This is a genomic window from Clostridium sp. LXY-7 (assembly GCF_056172015.1).
This window is the reverse complement of sequence record NZ_JBLLJL010000001.1, coordinates 407,784-429,112: the sequence shown is the minus strand read 5'-3', so window position 1 is coordinate 429,112 and position 21,329 is coordinate 407,784. Positions and strand designations below refer to the sequence as shown.

General features: G+C 30.0%; 10 protein-coding genes and 1 other annotated feature. Of the genes, 1 reads left to right on the top strand and 9 read right to left on the bottom strand.

From position 1 onward, the window contains the following. Nucleotides 1-65: 65 nt before the first annotated feature. Together ACI48Q_RS02080 and ACI48Q_RS02075 are read right to left on the bottom strand one after the other, a co-directional pair. Nucleotides 66-1,184, bottom strand: a complete 1,119-nt coding sequence (locus ACI48Q_RS02080; RefSeq protein ID WP_474917384.1) for a response regulator — start codon at nt 1,182-1,184, stop codon at nt 66-68. A gap of 32 nt (nt 1,185-1,216) precedes the next feature. Then, entirely contained in the window at nt 1,217-4,279 is a 3,063-nt protein-coding gene (locus ACI48Q_RS02075; RefSeq protein ID WP_474917383.1) for an ATP-binding protein, read from the bottom strand. An 809-nt stretch (nt 4,280-5,088) separates the two neighbouring features. On the opposite strand from ACI48Q_RS02075, the gene ACI48Q_RS02070 reads away from it, so the two are divergent. Then, nucleotides 5,089-7,668 carry a Xaa-Pro dipeptidyl-peptidase gene (locus ACI48Q_RS02070; protein WP_474917382.1) on the top strand — a complete coding sequence of 860 codons (2,580 nt, stop codon included), beginning with the start codon at nt 5,089-5,091 and terminating at the stop codon, nt 7,666-7,668. Between the two features lie 135 nt (nt 7,669-7,803). Here ACI48Q_RS02070 and ACI48Q_RS02065 read toward each other — a convergent pair whose 3' ends face one another. The 7 genes from ACI48Q_RS02065 to ACI48Q_RS02035 all read right to left on the bottom strand — a co-directional run bounded on the left by ACI48Q_RS02065 (nt 7,804) and on the right by ACI48Q_RS02035 (nt 21,322). Then, entirely contained in the window at nt 7,804-9,537 is a 1,734-nt protein-coding gene (locus tag ACI48Q_RS02065) for a methyl-accepting chemotaxis protein (protein ID WP_474917381.1), read from the bottom strand. 589 nt (nt 9,538-10,126) lie between these two features. Continuing rightward, on the bottom strand, nt 10,127-11,503 hold the full coding sequence (gene rlmD / locus ACI48Q_RS02060; protein WP_474918320.1) for a 23S rRNA (uracil(1939)-C(5))-methyltransferase RlmD: 1,377 nt from the start codon (nt 11,501-11,503) through the stop codon (nt 10,127-10,129). Nucleotides 11,504-11,862: 359 nt separating this feature from the next. After that, the gene (locus ACI48Q_RS02055) at nt 11,863-12,222 is read right to left on the bottom strand and encodes a DUF1540 domain-containing protein (protein ID WP_474917380.1); all 360 of its coding nucleotides are present in this window, start codon (nt 12,220-12,222) and stop codon (nt 11,863-11,865) included. A 255-nt stretch (nt 12,223-12,477) separates the two neighbouring features. Beyond that, nucleotides 12,478-14,238, bottom strand: a complete 1,761-nt coding sequence (pyk, locus tag ACI48Q_RS02050; RefSeq protein ID WP_474917379.1) for a pyruvate kinase — start codon at nt 14,236-14,238, stop codon at nt 12,478-12,480. A gap of 10 nt (nt 14,239-14,248) precedes the next feature. Continuing rightward, nucleotides 14,249-15,208: a 6-phosphofructokinase gene (gene pfkA, locus ACI48Q_RS02045; RefSeq protein WP_474917378.1), complete on the bottom strand. Its 960-nt coding sequence runs from the start codon at nt 15,206-15,208 to the stop codon at nt 14,249-14,251. Nucleotides 15,209-15,647: 439 nt separating this feature from the next. Next, nucleotides 15,648-17,168: a lysine--tRNA ligase gene (gene lysS / locus ACI48Q_RS02040; protein ID WP_474917377.1), complete on the bottom strand. Its 1,521-nt coding sequence runs from the start codon at nt 17,166-17,168 to the stop codon at nt 15,648-15,650. 123 nt (nt 17,169-17,291) lie between these two features. Further along, nucleotides 17,292-17,621: a binding site (T-box leader), on the bottom strand. 158 nt (nt 17,622-17,779) lie between these two features. Beyond that, nucleotides 17,780-21,322: a DNA polymerase III subunit alpha gene (locus ACI48Q_RS02035; RefSeq protein WP_474917376.1), complete on the bottom strand. Its 3,543-nt coding sequence runs from the start codon at nt 21,320-21,322 to the stop codon at nt 17,780-17,782. Nucleotides 21,323-21,329 lie beyond the last annotated feature (7 nt).

Genomic DNA, 21,329 nt, shown 5'->3' with positions numbered 1-21,329 from the left:
TTTTCATAATAATATTTAATACTCACAAAATTATCACAAAAAAACAGAGAAACTTAATTCTCTGTTTATAATTTTATTAATAAAATTTTATATAACTTCTTAGTTGATTCTTTAGGTTCTATGTTAAGTTCTTCTTTAAATAATGCACTTAGGCTATTATAATGACTTACTAACTTAACTTTATCTCTTAGATAAAAATATATTTGCATAAGCAATTCATGAGCTTCTTCATCAAAAGGATCCCTTTTAATTACTTTTCTTAAATATTCTTCTCCATTGCTATAAAGTTTATTTTTCATATAAAATTTAGTTAAATTTTTCATACTCTTTAAATAATAACCTTCAAACTTTTCATTTAATTCCATAGCCCAAAAATAATGTGCATCCTCAAACATCCTACCTTTATATATATCAATAATCCTCTTATAATTAATTACATTTTCTTTTCCCACCGATGGATTTTCCTTAATAAAACTTTCAAATTCCCAAGCATCACAATAAAATTTTTCTAATTCTACTCTATATTTTCCATTTTCGTATCTCACTATATCCTCTATACCTGCATTTTTTAAAGCTGATTTTAATCTATAAATTGCACTATGCAAACTATGTTCTGCTTTTTTAGGAGGCGAATCTGGCCACAATATATCACAAAGCTTCCATTTATCTATTTCTTCTCCATTTCTATAAATAAAATATGCAAATAACTCTTTAACCTTTGCAGTAGGCCACCTAACCTCACTACCTGCATATCCATAAACCTTAAAATTTCCTAAAGAAAATATTTGATTTTGCTTACTTAATAATGAAGTATTTTTTCTTAAACTATAATTTTTTAATAATCTATTTACAGTTATATTTAAATCTGTTTCCATAATAGGTTTCAATATATAGTTCACTGCATTAACTTGAAAGGCTCCCACAGCATATTTTTCGTAAGCAGTTACAAAAACTATTTGTATATTTTCATCAAGCTTCAATACTTCCCTTGCTAAATCTACCCCATTCATATAAGGCATCTCTATATCCATGAAAATAACATCTGGAGAAATGCTTACTATATTTTCTAATGCCTCCTCAGGATTAGTGAATTTCCCTACTATCTCTAAGTTTTTATTTTTCTTTATAACCATTTTCATCAATTCTAAAGTTGGTTGTTCATCCTCTATAAGAAGAGCTCTCATTAAATTCATCCCCTAAAATCATATTAAAGTAATCATAAATCTTTAAGAACTATAGTCACAGTGGTTCCTTCACCTTCAATACTCACAATATCTAATCCTGCTTTATTCAATCTTCTAATTCTTCTACTTATATTTAAGAAGCCTACTCCCTTATCTTTATGTTCTATATTTTTTAAGTTGTTAACCTTCTCAGCCGACATTCCTACACCTGTATCTCTTACTACTATATAAATCGCATCTTCCTGATTTTTAACAGATACATATACAGTTCCACCTTCCTTTTTCTTGCGTATACCATGTTTTATTGCATTTTCCACTAAAGGTTGAATGAATAAAGATGGAATTTCATCATCCATAACATCTTCATCAATATCATATTCAATTTTAATTTTCTCTCCAAAGCGGGCCTTTTGTATCTGTACATAGGCATCTATCACTTCTAATTCTCTACTCAATGGTATAATCATTAAATTATTATCTATATCAAAGGTTAATCTTAAGTATTTACTAAAGTCTGTTAACAGCTCTGCTGCCTTTTTTCCGTCAGTATAGCAAAAATAAATTATAGTGCTTATTGTATTATACAAAAAATGGGGTTTTATTTGTGCTTGTAAAAAGGCTAACTCATTCTTTATAGCATCCTCCATGGACTTCTTTAACTTTATTAATGTTCTCACTCTAGAACTTACTTCTTTTCCTTCAAAAGGTTTAGTTATAAAATCATTTGCACCAGCTTCTAAGCCTAAAAATAAACTACTGTTGCTATTTCCTACAGTAGATATTAATATTGGTAATTCAATTACTGAATATTTTTCTCTAATTCTTCTGCATATATCTATACCTGAAATTTGGGGCATCATTACATCTAATAATACTAAATCAATTTCATTTTCCTGTATCTTCCTTAAAGCTTCCTCTCCAGACATAGCAATCAAAATATTATATCCTTCTCTATTAAGTATGTTTAGTGCTGCTTGAATATTAGATATCTCATCATCAACTATTAAAATTGTATTTTCATGGGCTTTTCTAACCTCCATATCAAAATAATCAACTGACACTAATGATTGAAAATATTTCATTTCTTCTATTTTTTCTGCACTATATGAACTTAACTTTTCTTTTGAAGTTGGTATGGAAAATATAAAGCGACTTCCTTTACCTATTTCTGACCACTCTAAATATATTTCTCCTCCCATTAACTCAATTAATTGGCGAGCTATATATAATCCTAGGCTGATATTTTTAGTACTGAAACTCTCATAAAGCTTAAAAATATCTCTTTGTTTTTCTTCCGGTATCCCACTACCTGTATCTTCTATTGATATATATGCCATATTATTACTTACATTACCATCTATAGTTATAATACCTGCATTCATACTTTCAACAGAATTATTGATAAGATTAAATAGCACTTGCATTACTCTATTTTCATCAGCTCTAGCCATTATTGACTCGTTTATATTATTAATAATCTCTATATTTTTATTTTTCATTATATATTTGGCAGATTCTATTACTATGTTAATACATACTTTCATATCTACTATAGATGTATGAATTTTTAACTGCTCATTTTTCAGTAAAGTTACATCTAGAACATCATTTATGATATTGGATAATCTCACTGCTATATCTTTTATTATTATTATGTCTTTAGTAGCTTTTTCTTTTAAGTAATAACTATTTTCCACCACTATTGTTTCAATTATATTAATAATTCCGTATAGTGGAGCTTTTAATTCATATGATGTCTTAGTAATAAACTCATCTTTAACTTTGTCCATCTTTATAAGCTCCTGTGACATTTTCTCAATATTTTCATAAGCTAGAGCAAATCTATAGGCTAGAGTATTAGCAGTGAATATTATAAATCCAAAAAATGCTATTGATCCTAGTGTATTTGAATGTAATAAACTAAATGTATATAAATAATTATTTCCTAAGCAAATTGATAAACATATCATAGATTTTAATAATAATAAGGTACCTTTTTTCTCTAAAAATCCATATGTGTTTTTTAAATACATAATCATGAGTCTTAATATTATTAATATTACAAATAATAAATTTAAACTAAATATAATTATATTTAAATAGAAATGTACTGAAGGGGAGGTCAATACAGATATTATAATATATGGAATACTTGCTATGCTGAAGGCTTTAATTACTTTCTTAGAAAATATTTTACTATCTAAATTATTTATTATTCCTGATAATGGAATTATCATTAAAGTATTGAAAACTTGTTGAATTTTATATATTAATACTGAAGGAATATTAGGAAATACCAGTAATATTATTCTCTCTCCAGTTGTAATAAAAATTACTGAAAATATTAGAAAATATATTCCTGTATAAAGAAAGCTTTTATCTTTCTTTCTTATAAAATATACATTCAAGTGGTAAGTTCCAAATAAAACCACTACTATAGATCCTGTTAACTCAGCTGCTGTAGTTGCCATAGTCATAAAATTAATATCTTTTTGAAGACCAAAATCTATTTTATAATGTACTCCTCCAAAAGGATAATCAAAATTTGCTGTCTGTAGAATTATTTCAATTTCATCTCTAGAATTTTTAAAATAAGCACTATAAGGAGTATTTCTAGAAACATAACCTTTTTCTTTTTCTGCTGGATTTCCACTATGACCCTTATCTTTTCCATCAATGTATAATCTGTTGCTCATTCTTACATTACCTATTTTTATTCCGAATACTTCATCTAAAGGCTTTATCTTTATAATCAACCTATAGGTTCCAGTACCTTTAGGCGCTATGCTTTTACCATTAAATTTTCCTTTTCTAGTTGAAGTTATTTTAACATACCCTGTAAAGTCATCTCTTTTATTACTCAAGTTCTGAAAATCTTTTGGTGTTAGTATCTTATTATCATAAAATTCCCATTCTCCATTTAATTTCACAGCACCATTTTTAAAAAAATCCCATTTTGAAAGATCTATTTTCCCATCTTTTGCAACAGGTATGCTTCCATCCACAGATTTATTTTTAAAAAAGCTTGGATCTAATATATAAAATTGAGCTATTATCATTCCTAATACTAGGATTATTTTAAATATTTTTTTCATTAATATTATTGCTCCTTAAAAATATATAAATTGTAATCGAAACTCTATATTCTATTGACCTTGAACCTTGGAATCTATTGAATTAATAATAAATATGATTATTACAATTTATATCTCTACTAATATTTTACATTTATACTTTATTTTAACTTAATATCTAATCAAATGATATATTAACGGCACTAAATATTATATTAATATCATCAAATTTTGATATGCGTTTTATAAATATAAATTGATTTTAATTGCATTTTTAAATATTTTCTCACAATATTCTCACAAATTCCTCACAATATGCTAACAAATATTGATATAGAAGAATGCCATCACCATATTTTTTTTCTTTATTTTCAAGAAATGTTATTTTACTTTCCTCTAGTGCTTTATCCTTTTTAAATAAACTCCAACCAACTTTTGCTGATCAGTATTCTAAATCTGACACGTATTTAAATGTACTTCCTACTATGTTTACCACAGAGATATAAATAGGGTTAGCAATAATATTACCACTCACTCAACTGATAATTCTGTTTGTACTTATATACAATCAATAAGATACTATTTTTATTTTTCTACAGCGTCTTTATGAAAATTTTATATATTTATACTTATATTTTAATATTAGGTTATATTTTTATGATATAATTATAATTTGAATATATTCATTATATTACCAAAGAAGAGGTGGTGGGAAATTTAAAAACTTTTCATTTTAAATAGTTTTTTAGCAAAATGACTGAAAACAAGACAAATTTTAAAAGGCTAATAAATCAATGAAAAAAGCCTGACATTTATTAGGGGGATAAGTTATGAAAAAAATTATATCTATTATATTAACTTTTACGTTAATATTTGCTGTAACTCCAGTTACATATGCTGCAGATAATACTAATTCATCAGTTGATAATATTAGTGAAGAAATGGCTGCTATAAAGAATCTTGATTTAATTAAAGGTGATGAAACAGGAGTAACTCCTAAATATGCAGCAAAACAACCTACTAGAATGCAAGTTGCAACCGTACTCTTAAGACTAAATGGACTTGAGGATGAAGCCAAAAATTTTAAAGCAATAGAAAATTTTTCAGATTATAAATCAGTAAATTCCATAGAAGATAGAAATATACTTGCATATATAAAAGCAAATCCTGAAACTTGTTTAATGAAAGGTGATAAGAACATTTTTAATCCAAATAAATTTGTAAAAGAAGAAGAATTTTATAAAATTATTCTTCAACTACTAGGATATGAGCAAGGAAGTGATTTTACAGATAAAAATATAATTAAATTTGCAAAATCCATTGGTCTTAATCCTTTAGGAAAAAGTAAATTTACAAATGATGACTTTGCAAAAGCACTTAATGATTGTTTAAAATCAAAAACTAAAAGTGGTCGTGAATATTTTGAGGTATTATTAGAATCTGGCTTTATGATGGATTTTAATAAAAACAAAGATGTTCCAGAAATACTTGTATTTGATGGCAAGCCACAACCTATATTTAAGCATGATGATGTCGTTTACGAAAAAGTCTATGTTGAATCACCACAGGATACAGACCTAGATAAAAAACGTGATTTAATTGAAGTATGGATAAAACGTCCTGCTGAAACTGAACAAGGGATGAAAGTTCCAGCAATATTTGAAGTCAGCCCTTATCGTCCAGGAACAAATGATGATCTTTATATTACTCATAATGTAGATAAGGATTTAGCTATAAGTTCACAAAATAGTACAACTTATGAAGATATAAAATATAAACCAGAGAAAAAGGAAATTCCTACTCCAAGAAAAGTGTTAGGTAAGGCTGACAATGGGAAAGTTGCACCTTTTGAATTTGGTGAATGGTATAATTATTTCTTACCTCGTGGATATGCAGTAGTATTTTCTGGTGGCATAGGCACTCGAGGCTCTGAAGGCATTACAAGTACTGGTTCTTCTGATGAGACAACCTCGACTATTGCAGTAATAGATTGGTTGAATGGAAGAACTAGGGCATTCACAAATAAAACTGATAATATTGAAGTATCTGCATCTTGGTGCACAGGAGACGTAGGAATGTCTGGTAGATCTTACTTAGGTACGCTATCTATAGCTGCAGCAACAACAGGTGTAGAAGGGTTAAAAACAATAGTTCCTATAGCTGCCATAAGTAATTGGTACGATTACTATAGATCTAATGGTGTAGCTGCCCCGGCTTTAGGATGGCAAGGCGATGATGCTGATTTGCTAGCAACATACTGCATGAGTAGAATGTTCGATACTGAAGATTATTCTACAGTAAAAACCTTATTTGAAAAAAATATTAAGCAGATGCAAATTGATCAAGATCGTGTTACAGGAGATTATAATAAGTTTTGGGACGAGCGTAACTATTTAAATAATGCTGACAAAATAAAAGCTAGTGTATTTATTGTTCAAGGTCTTAATGATTGGAACGTAAAAACTAAACAATTTGATATGTTATGGAAAGAACTTGAAAAACATAATGTGCCAAGTAAGGTTATATTACATCAAGGCGATCATATAAGTATTGATAATTTAGCAGGTATAGATTTTAATGATATGATGAGTAGATGGTTTGCTTATTGGCTTTATGACATAGATAACAACGTAATGGAAGAGATTCCTACAGCTACAATACAAAATAATACAGACCTCAAATGGGAGACCTGCGATACTTGGCCTGTAAAAGGCTCAAATACTAAATTCTATCTTGATAGTGATGGTAAATCTGGTAAATTGACTTCTAAGCCAACTAAAAAAGATTTAAAGGAAACCTTTACTGATGATTTATCATTATCACAATTTGATAGAAAAAATCCTGATTTAGATAAATGGCTTGACACAATAGTTAAAAAGCCTGACGTAAAGAGACCTGATCGCTTATCCTATGTGACTGATTCTGTTAATAAAGACATGAGAATAAGTGGAACTGTAAATGTTTCTATAAAGGCTTCTATAGATGAACCTACTGCCAACATAAGTGCAATGCTTGTAGATTACGGCCCTGAATATAGGCCTACTACAGAAAAAGAAGTTGTGACACCTAATGGTATAATATATGGTGGTAATGCTGGTTCAGATGATATAGTAAACTTTGTTATGGATAATAAAAAAACAGATTATAAGATTATTTCTCGTGGCTGGATGGATGCACAAAATCGTGTAGCAAATTACCGTGTAGATACTATAAACCCTGGACAGGAATATACGTTTAATCTGGACATGCAACCGATGGATTACATTGTTAAAAAAGGTCATAAAATTGGCTTAATAATACTATCTACAGATGCACAGTTTACTACAAGACCTTTAAAATCTACAAACTTTAAATTTAATACAAGAGAAAGTTTTGTACAAATTCCAATAGCAAATGATATAAAAAAATAAGCTATCTATGAAAATTATCTTAATATAATAAGTGCCAGATATAAAAGGTGTTAAGTCATTAAAAATATAGGATAATAACTTAATTACATTTATATCTGGCACTTTGTGTATATTTGTTAATTATAAATGTCTGTCTTATATCTTAAATTTAGAAATACTTTCATTTAGAATTTCAGATTCCCTATTTAAGAATTCAGACATTGACTTAAATTCTTCTGATGAAGCCATCTGCTCCTCAGTTACTGCTGCTAAATTCATAGCATTTGTATCTATTGTTTTTGATACTATATCAATTTCATTCATACTTTCATTAATATTTCCAATATTTGATACTATCTGACTAGCTGAATTTTTGATATCATCTATTTTACTTTCTATATCTGCATTAGAATTTTTTATCACTTCAAAAGTATCACTTACATTATCGGTATACTTCTTACCTTCTTTTGTCATGTTAACACTGATAGAAACCGCTTTTAAAACATTATTTGCCTGCTCATTCATAAATCCAATTATATCTACAACTTCACTAGCTGCTGCATTAGATTCTACAGCAAGTTTTCTAACCTCATCTGCTACAACAGCAAATCCTCGTCCTTCTTCGCCTGCTCTTGCTGCCTCAATTGCTGCATTCAATGCTAAAAGATTAGTTTGATCAGCAATACTTGATATTGTTGTTACTATACCTTGTATTTTACTAATACTTTTTGCTAACTCTGTTATAACGGAATTTACATCATTTATACTATTCCCAATGTTATCAATTTGTATATTAGTATTTTTGATTACTGCTGTTCCATTATTTGTATTTTCCAATGTTTTATATGCAATGTTATCAGCATAGTTTATCTGTGTAAAAATATTTTGAATATCAGAATCTAATTTATCTAAAACATCTTTTACATTTTGCGTTTTTGCAGCTTGCTCGGTTGATATTGAAGAAATTTCATTTGTAGATACAGTTAACTCTTCAGAAGCACTGGTTGACTCTGAAGAGCTCTCCAGAATTCCTTGAGCTATTTCTGTAACTTTTATAGAAGATACTTGGATCTTTTCTATCATATTTCTTAATGATTTAACAGTTTTACTTAATGCTATGTTAATATTGCCTATTTCATCTTTTCTAGAGACGTCTATATCTAAAGTTAAGTCTCCTTCAGCAATGGTATTCATAGATTTTACTAATGTACCCATTGGTTTGAACATTAATTTTAAGGAAATATAATTAATGATTATAGAAACTACGATTAAAATAAAAGTGACTAAAATTATCACTATAGTTAATTGATTAATCCTCTCTGAGAGATCTGTATCTCTGTAATCATACTCTACTATTCCAACTACTTTATTAGCAGAGTTTAATATTGGAACAAAAGCTGATATATAGTTGTTATTAAGTGTTTCAACATGATACATCTCGCTCACATGTGCCTTACCTGTATCAAAAGTCATTTTTGCTTCTTTCGAAAAATCTGACTTTTTCTGATTATATCCTATCTCTACATTTGCATCACTTCCATCAATTACATACGTATAATTCTCTGAATCATTTGATACCAATGTATATAGCATCCCTTTTCCTATACTATTATTTAATTCTTGCATCTCTTTCCTTGTATCAATATAAAATTTATCATCCTTTTTCAAAGACCTTGAAAGTTCTTCAAATCTATCTCCATCAATTAATGTAGCACCTGACTTCGCGATATTTAAAGCATCCCCTTGCAGTTGCTTTACAGTGTGAGTATACATATTTCTATAGAATATATAGCTCATAGAAAAACAAGACAACACCATTATCAATGAAGTTATCAGTATAATTTTAGACTTTAAAGATAAAGAAATATTTGATATTTTTTTTAATTTCAAAATATCCACATCCTCTCATAAATATAGTTTTATAACTTTAGAATTTTTTAAATATATTTTAAACAAAGCATTAATCTAATATTTTCTACTCTATAAAAGACATATTAAAGCTTTTATCATATAAGTTTATACATTATATAAATAGATATATTAACTACAACTTTGCATTATTGTAAAATAAAATCATAAATAAAAATATTTTATTATTATAACAAAAATTTTACAATATATTTCCTCTTTTTATTTATTATTACAATATTGTCCATCCAATGTACATTATAATATAGCTTTTGTCTAGTGTCCATATTTTTTGTCATTTTTTTGTGTTTATTGTATTATATTGTTATACTACATCTTTAAAAATATATAAATCACCTAATATATTTATATCTACTAAATAAATTTAATATAAATTAAGTCTTTGTTTTAATATAGTGTTGATAATGAACTGTATATTATTACTCACAAACCCTTTAAAACAAATCTTAAATAAAAAAAGAATTAAGAGAAAACTCTCCTAATCCTTTTCTATTTATAAAATATTTGTTATTCGAAATAAACTATTAAAGCGCATACATATAATACTTTCCTAAACATTCACTGACTGTTTCTTTACCATTCGCACGACTGTCTCCACATGTGCAGTTTGCGGAAACATATCCACTGGCTGTACTTCCTCTGCAATATATCCTAATTGTTCAAGGATATTTAAATCTCTTGCTAAAGTTGCTGCATCACAGGATACATAAACTATTCTCACAGGCTCTACCTTAGCAATAGCATGAAGTAGCGATTCCTCACAGCCCTTTCTTGGGGGATCCAGCATTATAACATCTGGTCTCACCCCTTTTTCTATTAGCTTCGGTATCTCTTCTTCAGATTTACCTACTATAAATTCAACATTATTTACTTCATTAAGCTTTTTATTCTTATTTGCATTATCTATAGCTTGAGGAATTATTTCTATTCCATAAACCTTCTTAGCCTTTTCTGAAAGAAATAGTGATATGGTTCCTGTACCACAATAGGCATCAAATACTATTTCATCACCTTGCAAATCTGCATATTCTAGAGCTTTCTTATAAAGAATTTCTGTTTGAATAGGATTTACTTGAAAAAAAGATAATGGGGATATATTAAACTTAAATTTACCAATATAGTCTATTATAGTGTGATTACCCCATAGAGTAATAGATTCAGTTCCTAATATTACATTAGTTTTCTGAGCATTTATATTTTGCACTATAGATTTTAATTCTAAAATATTCTCTCTCAGTTGCTCTATTAACTCTCTTGAATGAGAAAGTTTCGTACCATTGGTAACTATGACTACCATAACCTCTTTACTTTTAAAACCTCTTCGAACCATTATATGTCTTATAGTTCCACTATGGTTAGTTTCATCATAAGGCTTAATTCCAAATTCCTTCATCCAGGACTTCACTATATATATAATCTTATCTCCAATTTTAGTCTGAATGTGGCATTGTTCCATATTTATTATGTTATGAGATCTTGGAGCATAAAAGCCTACAATAATATCCTCATTTTTTTTTCCCACTGGTAGTTGAACTTTATTTCTATAATTATATGGGATTTCCATTCCAATGGTATCATGTATATTAGCTCTCTTTAGCTTTCCTATTCTATCCATTACATCTTTTACCCTACAAGTTTTAAATCTCAACTGCTCCTCATAGGTCATATGTTGAATATTACATCCACCACATCTTTTATATATAGCACAAATAGGATTTGCTCTATTATTTGATGGGATTACAATATCTAAGACTTTTCCTACGCCATAATTCTTATTTACCTTTATTAATCTTATTTTTACAGTTTCATCCTTGATGGCTCCTGGAACAAATACTGTAAAATTATCTATCTTACCTACGCCCTCTCCTTCATGTCCATAACTCTCTATTTTTATTATATATTCTTCATTTTTACTAATATATTGCATATCTTTAACCTTTTTCACTGTATCACCTTCTCATTTTAGGCATATAAGAAACTATAGTCTTATTTATCTTAGCCTTTCGTATATCCATTTTAACAGAAAGTCTAATAAATTGCGAAACATTTTCTTTAGTGCATTAAAAGCAAAATATAATATAGATATTCTTTGAAATTATAATTTTAACCTTCAATCTTTGGAGTACAATAAAAAAACCTCAGCAAGTTTTACCTGAGGTCAAAATTAAATCTTTAAATTTAAAGGGTCGTTTAAATTTGCTTTCGGAGGGCTTTCCTTATAATAATTTAAGATTCTATTTTTCTTATCCTAAATTATTAAGTAAGGTATAGCTTTAAAAGAAATTTTTATTCTTGGAAGCTTTGACACTCTGTTGATACACTATTTAATGCTTCTAATCCATGTATCTGTACATATGAAGCTTCGCATATTCTATTCATATTATGTATACAATTTACTGCATCACAACTAATCACTGGCTTCATCTCTATACTTGAACTACTAAATAGTTGCTTTATCTCTCCACCTACATTCATGTTAAACATGTTTGTAAATGCATTTTTAAAGCCTCTCTGGGCAAATGTATAGCAATTAGTATACTCCGAGGAGTGTGCATTCGCCCCATTGATGTGAATATTTTTTGCAGAGCATAATCCTGATATATTGTGAACGCAATTTTCCGCATTACAAGTTAATGGTCCATTCATGACTTAAACTCCTTTCAAAGTTATAGTCATATTTTATGGATATTTAAGTTTTTTATACTATATAAATTCTTATACTGCTATAAAATTCTAAATAATATTGCAGTCAATTATCAACAATATATCAAAATAGAACCATATAAAAAAAGACACCCAAATTGGGTGCCAACAACAAATCAGTTGCCTTAAATGTGTATATTATAATTTTTGTCCACAAACTATAATATTATACATATTTAACCAATATTTATTCTTTTTTTAATAGGTCAGATTCGCTCTTCCGCTATATACTACTCCTAGCTTTGAATCCATAGTTATAAAACAACCTGATTTTATAATAGTAGTTGCATCTTGTGCATTATAAATTATAGGTATATTTCTACTACTACATTCAAGTACTACACTCGAACTCATCTCATCACCTTCAACTATTATTCCTGAAACCGCTTCTAGCACATCTAAATATTCTCTGCTTAACCTCTTAAGTACTAGTATTTGTCTTTCATCCATATTATTTAATACTTCCTTATGATTGGAAGGATGTAATGCCATTCCATAAGCAGTTATGTTATTAGCACCTTTTCCTTGAAGCAATATATCTCCTATTATATGGACCTTCATCATATTCGTACTACCTACATAATTCATAGGAATTCCTGCTACGATAACAACTAAATCACCTTTATCCACATATCCTCTTTGAAGTGCAATTTCTGAGTTTTTTTCTATTACTTCATCTGTACTCTCCAGTTTTGGAGTTAATATAGCAACAACTCCAAAACTTAATGCCAAGCTTCTTGCTACCTTTTCTGAAGGTGTGCAAGCTATTATTTTACATTCAGGTCTATATTTAGATATTTGTCTAGCTGTTTGACCACTTTGAGTAGAGGTTATTATAGCTGATGCATTTAATTGCATAGCAGTACTACATGTAGCAAGACTTATAGCATTAGGTACATTTGGAATATGCGACTTCTTCCTCTTAAGCATGTTAGATTCATAATTTATATATTCTTCTGCTTTTGCTGCTATCCTAGCCATGGTTTTTACAACCTCTACAGGATATTTTCCACTGGCAGTTTCTCCACTAAGCATTATAGCATCTGTTCCATCAAATATAGCATTAGCAACATCTGAAGCCTCAGCTCTAGTTGGTCTTGGATTTCTTATCATAGAGTCTAACATTTGAGTAGCAGTAATTACAGGTTTTCCTGCTCCATTACACTTTTCTATAATCATTTTTTGTACTACTGGCACCTCTTCCGTAGGTATCTCTACTCCTAAATCTCCTCTGGCTACCATTATCCCATCAGAATAAGCTAATATTTCATCAATATTATCTACGCCCTGTCTATTTTCAATTTTAGAGAAGATTTGAATTCCTTCTCCTCCATTTTTAGCTAATACCTTTCTTATATCAAGTACATCTGAAGCTTTTCTAATAAAGGAAGCAGCTACTATATCCACTTCGCTTTCTATACCAAACTTAAGATCATTTATATCTTTATCTGTTAAGGCTGGAAGATTTATTGCAACTCCAGGTACATTTACGCCCTTATGATTTCCTATAATCCCTGTATTCTTTACTAGAGTTTTGATCTCCTTATGATCTATGTTTTGAACCTCTAAGCCTACAAGTCCATCATTTATTAAAATCACATCTCCTGGTTCTACATCTTCACATAAATTTCCATAGGTTACAGAGCATTTAGTGGCATCTCCTAGTACTTCTTCTCCACAATGTATTGTGAATTCAGTTCCTTCTACTAATTCTACAGTACCACTTTCAAAATTACCTGTTCTTATCTCTGGTCCTTTAGTATCTAATATTATTGCTATGTGCTGTCCAAGTTCTTGTCTAATCTTTTTAACCATATCTATTCTTTTTTTATGTTCTTCATGACTTCCATGAGAGAAATTAAGTCTTGCAGCATTCATACCGTTTTCTATTAACTGCTTTATAATACTTTCATCATCTGTAGTTGGCCCTACTGTACATATTATCTTTGTTTTTTTCATTTATATCCTCCTAGTTAGAAAGAGCTATAGATATATTATATAACTCTTCATTAAATTGCTTTTCCATTGCAAGAGCTTCTTTTATATCCATGTCTATAATCTCACCTTTTTTAGTTCCTATTACTCTTGCTGATTTACCTTCTAATAATACTTCTACTGCCTTGGCACCCATTCTAGATGCTAATATTCTATCAAAAGCACTTGGTATTCCACCCCTTTGAATATATCCAAGCACTGTTGCTCTCGTTTCAATACTGGTAATCTCTTGTATCTTTTTAGCTAGATTTTGAGCTCCCCCTACTCCTTCTGCTAAAATTATAATATTATGAAGCTTTCCATTTCTTTTCCCCTTGAAAATATTTTCGCATATATCGTCAATATTAAAAGCTTTCTCAGGCACAATTACATTTTCGGCTCCACCTGCAATTCCTACAAATAGTGCTAAATCTCCACAGTTCCTTCCCATTACTTCAATAACACTTACTCTTTCATGAGAACTAGATGTATCTCTTATTTTATTAACTGCATCTAATGCCGTATTTAATGCTGTATCAAATCCTACAGTGTAATCAGTATAAGCTAAATCATTATCTATGGTTCCTGGTATACATGCAGTAGGAACTCCTAAGTCACTTAAAAGATCAGCTCCTCTAAAGGAACCATCTCCTCCAATTACAACTACTCCATCTATTTTTAATACTTTTATTACATTTAAAGCCTTTTGTCTTCCCTCTAAGGTCTTAAATTCCTCGCTTCTAGCAGTTCTTAATATGGTTCCTCCTCTTTGGATAATATCTGATACAGAACTTTTTTCCATCTCATATATCTCTCCATTAATGAGACCATTATACCCTCTATGAACTCCGTATACCCTTAACCCTTTTTCTTTACCCATCCGGACTACGGCTCTTATAGCCGCATTCATTGCTGGTGAATCACCACCACTAGTTAGTACAGCAATTCTTTTCATGTGATTACCCCCTAAACTCATTACAATATATATTAATTCTAATATTTAACTTCACTATTATCAATGAAATTTTCAAGATTTTAACCATATTAATCTAAATTTAAAAATGTACACGTTATCATTTCAAATAGTGTATTATCATATATTATCTTACTTTTTCATAAATCTTATAAGTGGTAAAAAATATATATTTATATGAATTGTATTCTCAAAACTTCACTAAAAAACACTAATCTTTTATTAACAAAGATTAGTGTCTTTTAGTGAAGTGCAACCGATGGTTTCAGTGAAGCATTCAATTCGGTCACTAATAAGCAGAATGAATGTTTCTCTACGCCTCTTGGCATGTTTCTCTGCAACTGCAAGTTGCACTTCTCTGTAGCTTGCTACAATTCACTGCAAAGAAAGTGAGCACTTATCTATCCAATACCTTTAATTCTTATCTTTTTATTAATGGGAATGCTATTACATCCCTTATAGATGTTGAGTCTGTTAAGAACATCATCATTCTATCTATTCCTATACCTAGTCCCCCTGCAGGTGGCATTGCAGTATCTATAGCCACTGCAAATTCTTCATCCATTGGACTTGCTGTTTCAAGACCTGCTCTTAATTTATTTGCTTGATCATAAAGTAATACTCTTTGTCTTAATGGATCATTAAGCTCAGAATATGCATTTCCAAGCTCCACTCCAAAAGCATAAGGTTCAAACCTTTCAATTAACTCTGAATTAAATCTATGGACCTTACATAGTGGAGAAGAATCTAGTGGAAAATCAATTACAAAAGTAGGTTCTATCAAATGTTCCTCACAATAAGCTTCAAATAAGATTAAAATCAAATCCCCTTTTGGAGCTTCCTCCAAATTTAATCCCTCTTCTTGCTCTTCTGATAAAAATCCTTTTTCTTTTATTAATTTCACTATATCTTCTTTTATAAGCATCTCCACATCTATACCTGTATATTTTTTTACAAGGTTACACATGGTTTCTCTTTTCCATGGAGCTTTAAAATCAATCTCTACACCATCATAGGTGGCTTTAGTTGTTCCTTTTACTTTTAGAAATACATATTCATATAACTGTTCCATAAGCCTCATCATATCATCATAGTCGGCATAGGCCATATAGCATTCAAATAGCGTAAACTCAGGATAATGAGTTCTATCTATACCTTCGTTTCTAAAAGCTCTTACCATGGTGTAAACTCTATCAATTCCACCTACCATAAGTCTTTTTAAATATAATTCTGGAGACACATTCATAAATACTTCACAGTTTAAAGCATTTACATTAGTTACAAAGGGTTTTGCTTCTCCTCCACCATATTTTGTATCTAATATAGGTGTTTCCATCTCCATAAAATCTTTTTGGTCCATAAATTCTCTTATGGCATACATAGCCTTTGAACGATTTATAAATCTTTGTTTTACATCTTCATTCATTATCATATCCAATGAACGATGTCTCTGTCTTAAATCAGCATCCTGAATACCATGATATTTTTCTGGTAGTGGCCTTATAGATTTAGAAAGCATTGTAATTTTTTTTGCTTCTATTGTTATCTCTTCAGTTTTAGTCCTAAATACATTGCCTCGTACTCCTATAATATCTCCAGTATCTATTAGTTTAATTAAACTATATTCTTCTTCTCCTATTACTCCTTTATTAATATAAACTTGAATTGTTCCATGCTGATCTCTAATATTTAAAAATGTAGCTTTTCCCATTCTTCTTAAAAGCATAACTCTGCCAGCTAAGATAAATTCCTGTTCATTGTTTATAAAATCAAAGTTTTCTAATATATATTTAGAATTTGAATTTGGATTAAAAGAATATGGGTATGGATTAATTCCTCTGTCTTTAAGCTGAGTTATTTTTTTTACTCTTTCCACCATAAACTCATTAGCATCTTGCATTATTTCACATAAATTGTTTAAATCTGTATAATTACTATACATTGATAATACCACCTTTCATTTTGCCACAATTAATTTTTATATATTCCTGTGATATCACATTTATGATTACAGGAATTTTTTAACCTTCAACAACAAAAAAACTCTCACCTCCAAGACATTAGTCTTGGGGACGAGAGATAATTACTTCGTGGTACCACCCCAGTTCGTTAATACGTCACCGCATTAACCTTTTCAAGTACGGCTTTTAACTAATGAAACTCCTTTTTTTCTCTAAGGAGTACCCTTCTACTCTTCAAATTCAAATTTGAAGTGTCAGTTAAAAGATTATACTCTAGCTCTTTAACGGGAGCTCCCGTTACATCATCCCCTATTTGCTAGGTTCAATGTAAGACTCAGAGGCTTTTTTCAATAGACGTTTTCTACTTCCTCTCACCAACAGAAGCTCTCTGTGAAAAAAATTGATCCATTTACTCATCTCTTCATAGTCTTTTATTTAAAATCATTCTATTATACTTTACTTATACTGTCAATATTTTTTTAATATTCTTAAATTTAAAATCTATTAACCCTTTTTAATTTTACCTATGTATGAAAATGGCACGATTTTAAAATCGCGCCAAATAAACAATTTTCATTGCATTATAAAAACTCTAAACTATCTTTACATTTTCCTCACCAAACATGTTTTTAAGATGAGAAATTGTGTCATAATTATTGTTTAACCAGCTATTTTTATTTACTAAATAACTCTTTCTATCATTAGCAGTGCATAGATATACAGGTGTAGTTCCAAAATTATCCTTAAACTCATTTCTTATATTCTTCATGGCTGAATTTAATGTTGTCTCATTGGGTACTAGCACATATATTTTATCTTTAGAAACATTAACTAATGGAGATATCTTTTCGCAGAGTATTTTACTTTGTTCTCCCTCTTCTAAGGCTACTCTTCCTTCTACTATAACTAATTGATCTTCTTCAATAAGATTTCTATATTGATTAAAAGTTTTAGGGAATATTACCACTTCAACATTTCCAAATAAATCCTCTAAATTCGCAAAAGCCATCATTTGGTTATTTCGTGTAATTTTTTTGGATACTGTCCCAAATATTCCTCCCACTATAACCTTTTGTCTATCCTGTACCTTATAATTATCTGTTTCTATATTGCTTTCCTCTAAAGTGCTTTCTATAACTAGATCAGATGTTTTATGACTAGTTACCACCTTTAAAGTTTTTTCATAATCATCAAGAGGGTGTCCTGATAGATATATACCTGTCATTTCTTTTTCCATTGCCAATATATATTTCTTATTAAACTCTTCTATATTAGGATATTGTATCTTGAAGATAGTTGTATCCTCTTCCTCCAGAGCATTAAATAAACTCATTTGCCCTGGTACATTTCTCTTTCTCTCATTATTTATCCCATCAAGAACTTTTTCAAAAATAGCCATAATTCTTGATCTATATACCTTAAAGGAGTCAAAGGCTCCAACTTTTATAAGACCTTCTACAGCTCTTTTATTTACTGCAGAACTATCTATTTTGTTGCAAAAGTCATTAAAATCTTTAAACTTTCCCTTTTCCTCTCTTCTCTCAACTATAGAATCTATTACATTTGCACCTACATTTTTTATAGCTGAAAGCCCAAATCTTATAGTATTATCTTTTACTGTAAATTTAGTGCAACTTTCATTTATATCTGGAGGTAGAACCTGAATGCCAAGTTCCTCTGCAAATCTTATATAGAAGGCTACTTTTTCATTGCTTCCCATTATGCTATTCAGCATAGCTGCTATATATTCCCCTGGGTAATAATACATTAAATAAGCGGTCTGATATCCAACTACAGCATAGGCTGCTGCATGACTCTTATTAAATGCATAAGAAGCAAAGTCCATCATCTGGTCAAATATCTTATTTGCAGCCTCTTCAGTAATTCCATTCCTAACACATCCCGGAACTTCAACTTCCCCCTTGGCATTTACTATTCCATGAATGAAGTTTTTTCGTTCCTCTTCCATTACCTTATGCTTCTTTTTAGACATAGCTCTTCTAACTAGGTCACTTCTTCCTAATGAATATCCTCCTAGTTCCCTAACTATCTCCATAACCTGCTCTTGATACACCATAACTCCATAGGTAACATCTAAAATTTCCTCTAACTGTGGAGTTACATATTGAACTTTATCCGGATTTTTTTTGCCATCTATATATCTTGGTATTTCCGCCATAGGACCTGGTCTATAAAGACTTATACCCGCTATGATGTCTTCTAAGCAGTCTGGTTTTAGCTCCTTCATGAAGGAAGTCATTCCTGCAGATTCCAGCTGGAATACTCCCACAGTTTTTCCTTCTCCAATCATCTTATAGACTTTTGGATCACCAAAGCCAAGGTCATCAAGATTAACATCTATTCCTCTATTTTCTTTTATATTTCTAACAGCATCCTCCATAACAGTTAGCGTTCTAAGTCCTAAGAAATCCATCTTTAGGAGACCTAATTCTTCTAATGTTCCCATAGTAAATTGAGTTACTATCATGTCTTCATTTTTTTGAAGAGGTACATAATTTACTAGTGGATTGGATGCTATAACCACTCCTGCCGCATGAGTTGAAGAGTGTCTTGGAAGTCCTTCTAAATCCTTTGCTACATCTATAAGTTCCCTTACTCTCTCATCAGTATCATAGGTTTCCATTAATTCACTATTCATTTCTAATGCTTTATCTATGGTTATATTTAATACTGTAGGAATCATCTTTGCTATTTTATCAACTTCTGCATAAGAATAGTTCATAGCTCTTCCCACATCTCTTATACAAGCTCTCGGAGCCATAGTTCCAAAAGTTATTATCTGAGATACATTTGTCGCTCCATACTTATCCACAACATAATCGATTACCTCTTGCCTTCTTTCATAACAGAAATCCGAATCTATATCAGGCATAGAAATTCTCTCTGGATTTAAGAATCTTTCAAAAAGTAAACTATATTTTATAGGATCTATTTTAGTTATTCCCAGTGTATATGCAACTAATGACCCAGCTGCCGAACCTCTTCCAGGTCCTGTAGGAATACCGTTTTCATTTGCATATCTTATGAAATCCCACACAATTAAAAAATAATCTACATATCCCATCTGATTAATTATATTTAGTTCATAATCTAATCTATCACAAAGTTCCTTAGCTTCCTCATTAGAATTCCTAATGCTTAGCAATAGCTCTTCATTAAAATTAACTTTTAGCTCATCAAAGATTTTATATCTTTCAAATAATCCCTTATAGCAAGTTTCTCTTAAATATGTAAATGGTTCTACATCTTCAGCCAATGGAAATTTGGGTAATTTAGATACATGGAACTCATAATTAAAATTGCATTTCTCTGCAATTTTTACTGTATTATCCATGGCCTCTGGAATATATGAGAAAATCTTCTCCATTTCCTCTGGAGATTTTAAGTAAAATTCATTTGATGGATATTTCATTCTACTCTCATCTTCCATGGTTTTTCCTGTCTGGATACAAAGAAGAATTTCATGAGATTTACTTTCTTCTTTAGCAATATAATGAACATCGTTGGTACATATCAATGGAATATCACATTCCTTTGATAGTTCTATAACTTTTTCATTTACTCTGAGCTGTTCATCTACATTATGGTATTGTAACTCTAAGTAAAAATCTTCTCCGAATATATCCTTATATCTTAAGGCACATTCCTTTGCTTTTTCCTTATTCCCTCTTAAAAACCACTTTTGTACTTCTCCTCCTAGACAAGCACTGGTAGCTATCAAACCTTTACTATGAGCTCTAAGAAAATCATGATCAACTCTAGGCTTATAGTAAAATCCCTCAATAGATGCTGCTGATACTATTTTCATTAAGTTTTCATAACCCTTTTCATTCTTTACTAAAAGAACTAAATGATAAGTATCATTTTCCTTATTAGGTTCCTTAATACTCATTGATTTACCAGCTACATATATCTCACACCCTATTATAGGTTTAATGCCATTTTTTACTGCCTCATTATAAAAATCTACTGCACCATACATAGCTCCATGATCAGTAATGGCAATGCTTTTCATTCCCAGTTCCTTAGTTCTTTTTATAAGCTTTGATATTTTACCTGATCCATCAAGTAAACTATATTCCGTATGCACATGTAGATGTGCGAAATCTCTCATGGCATTT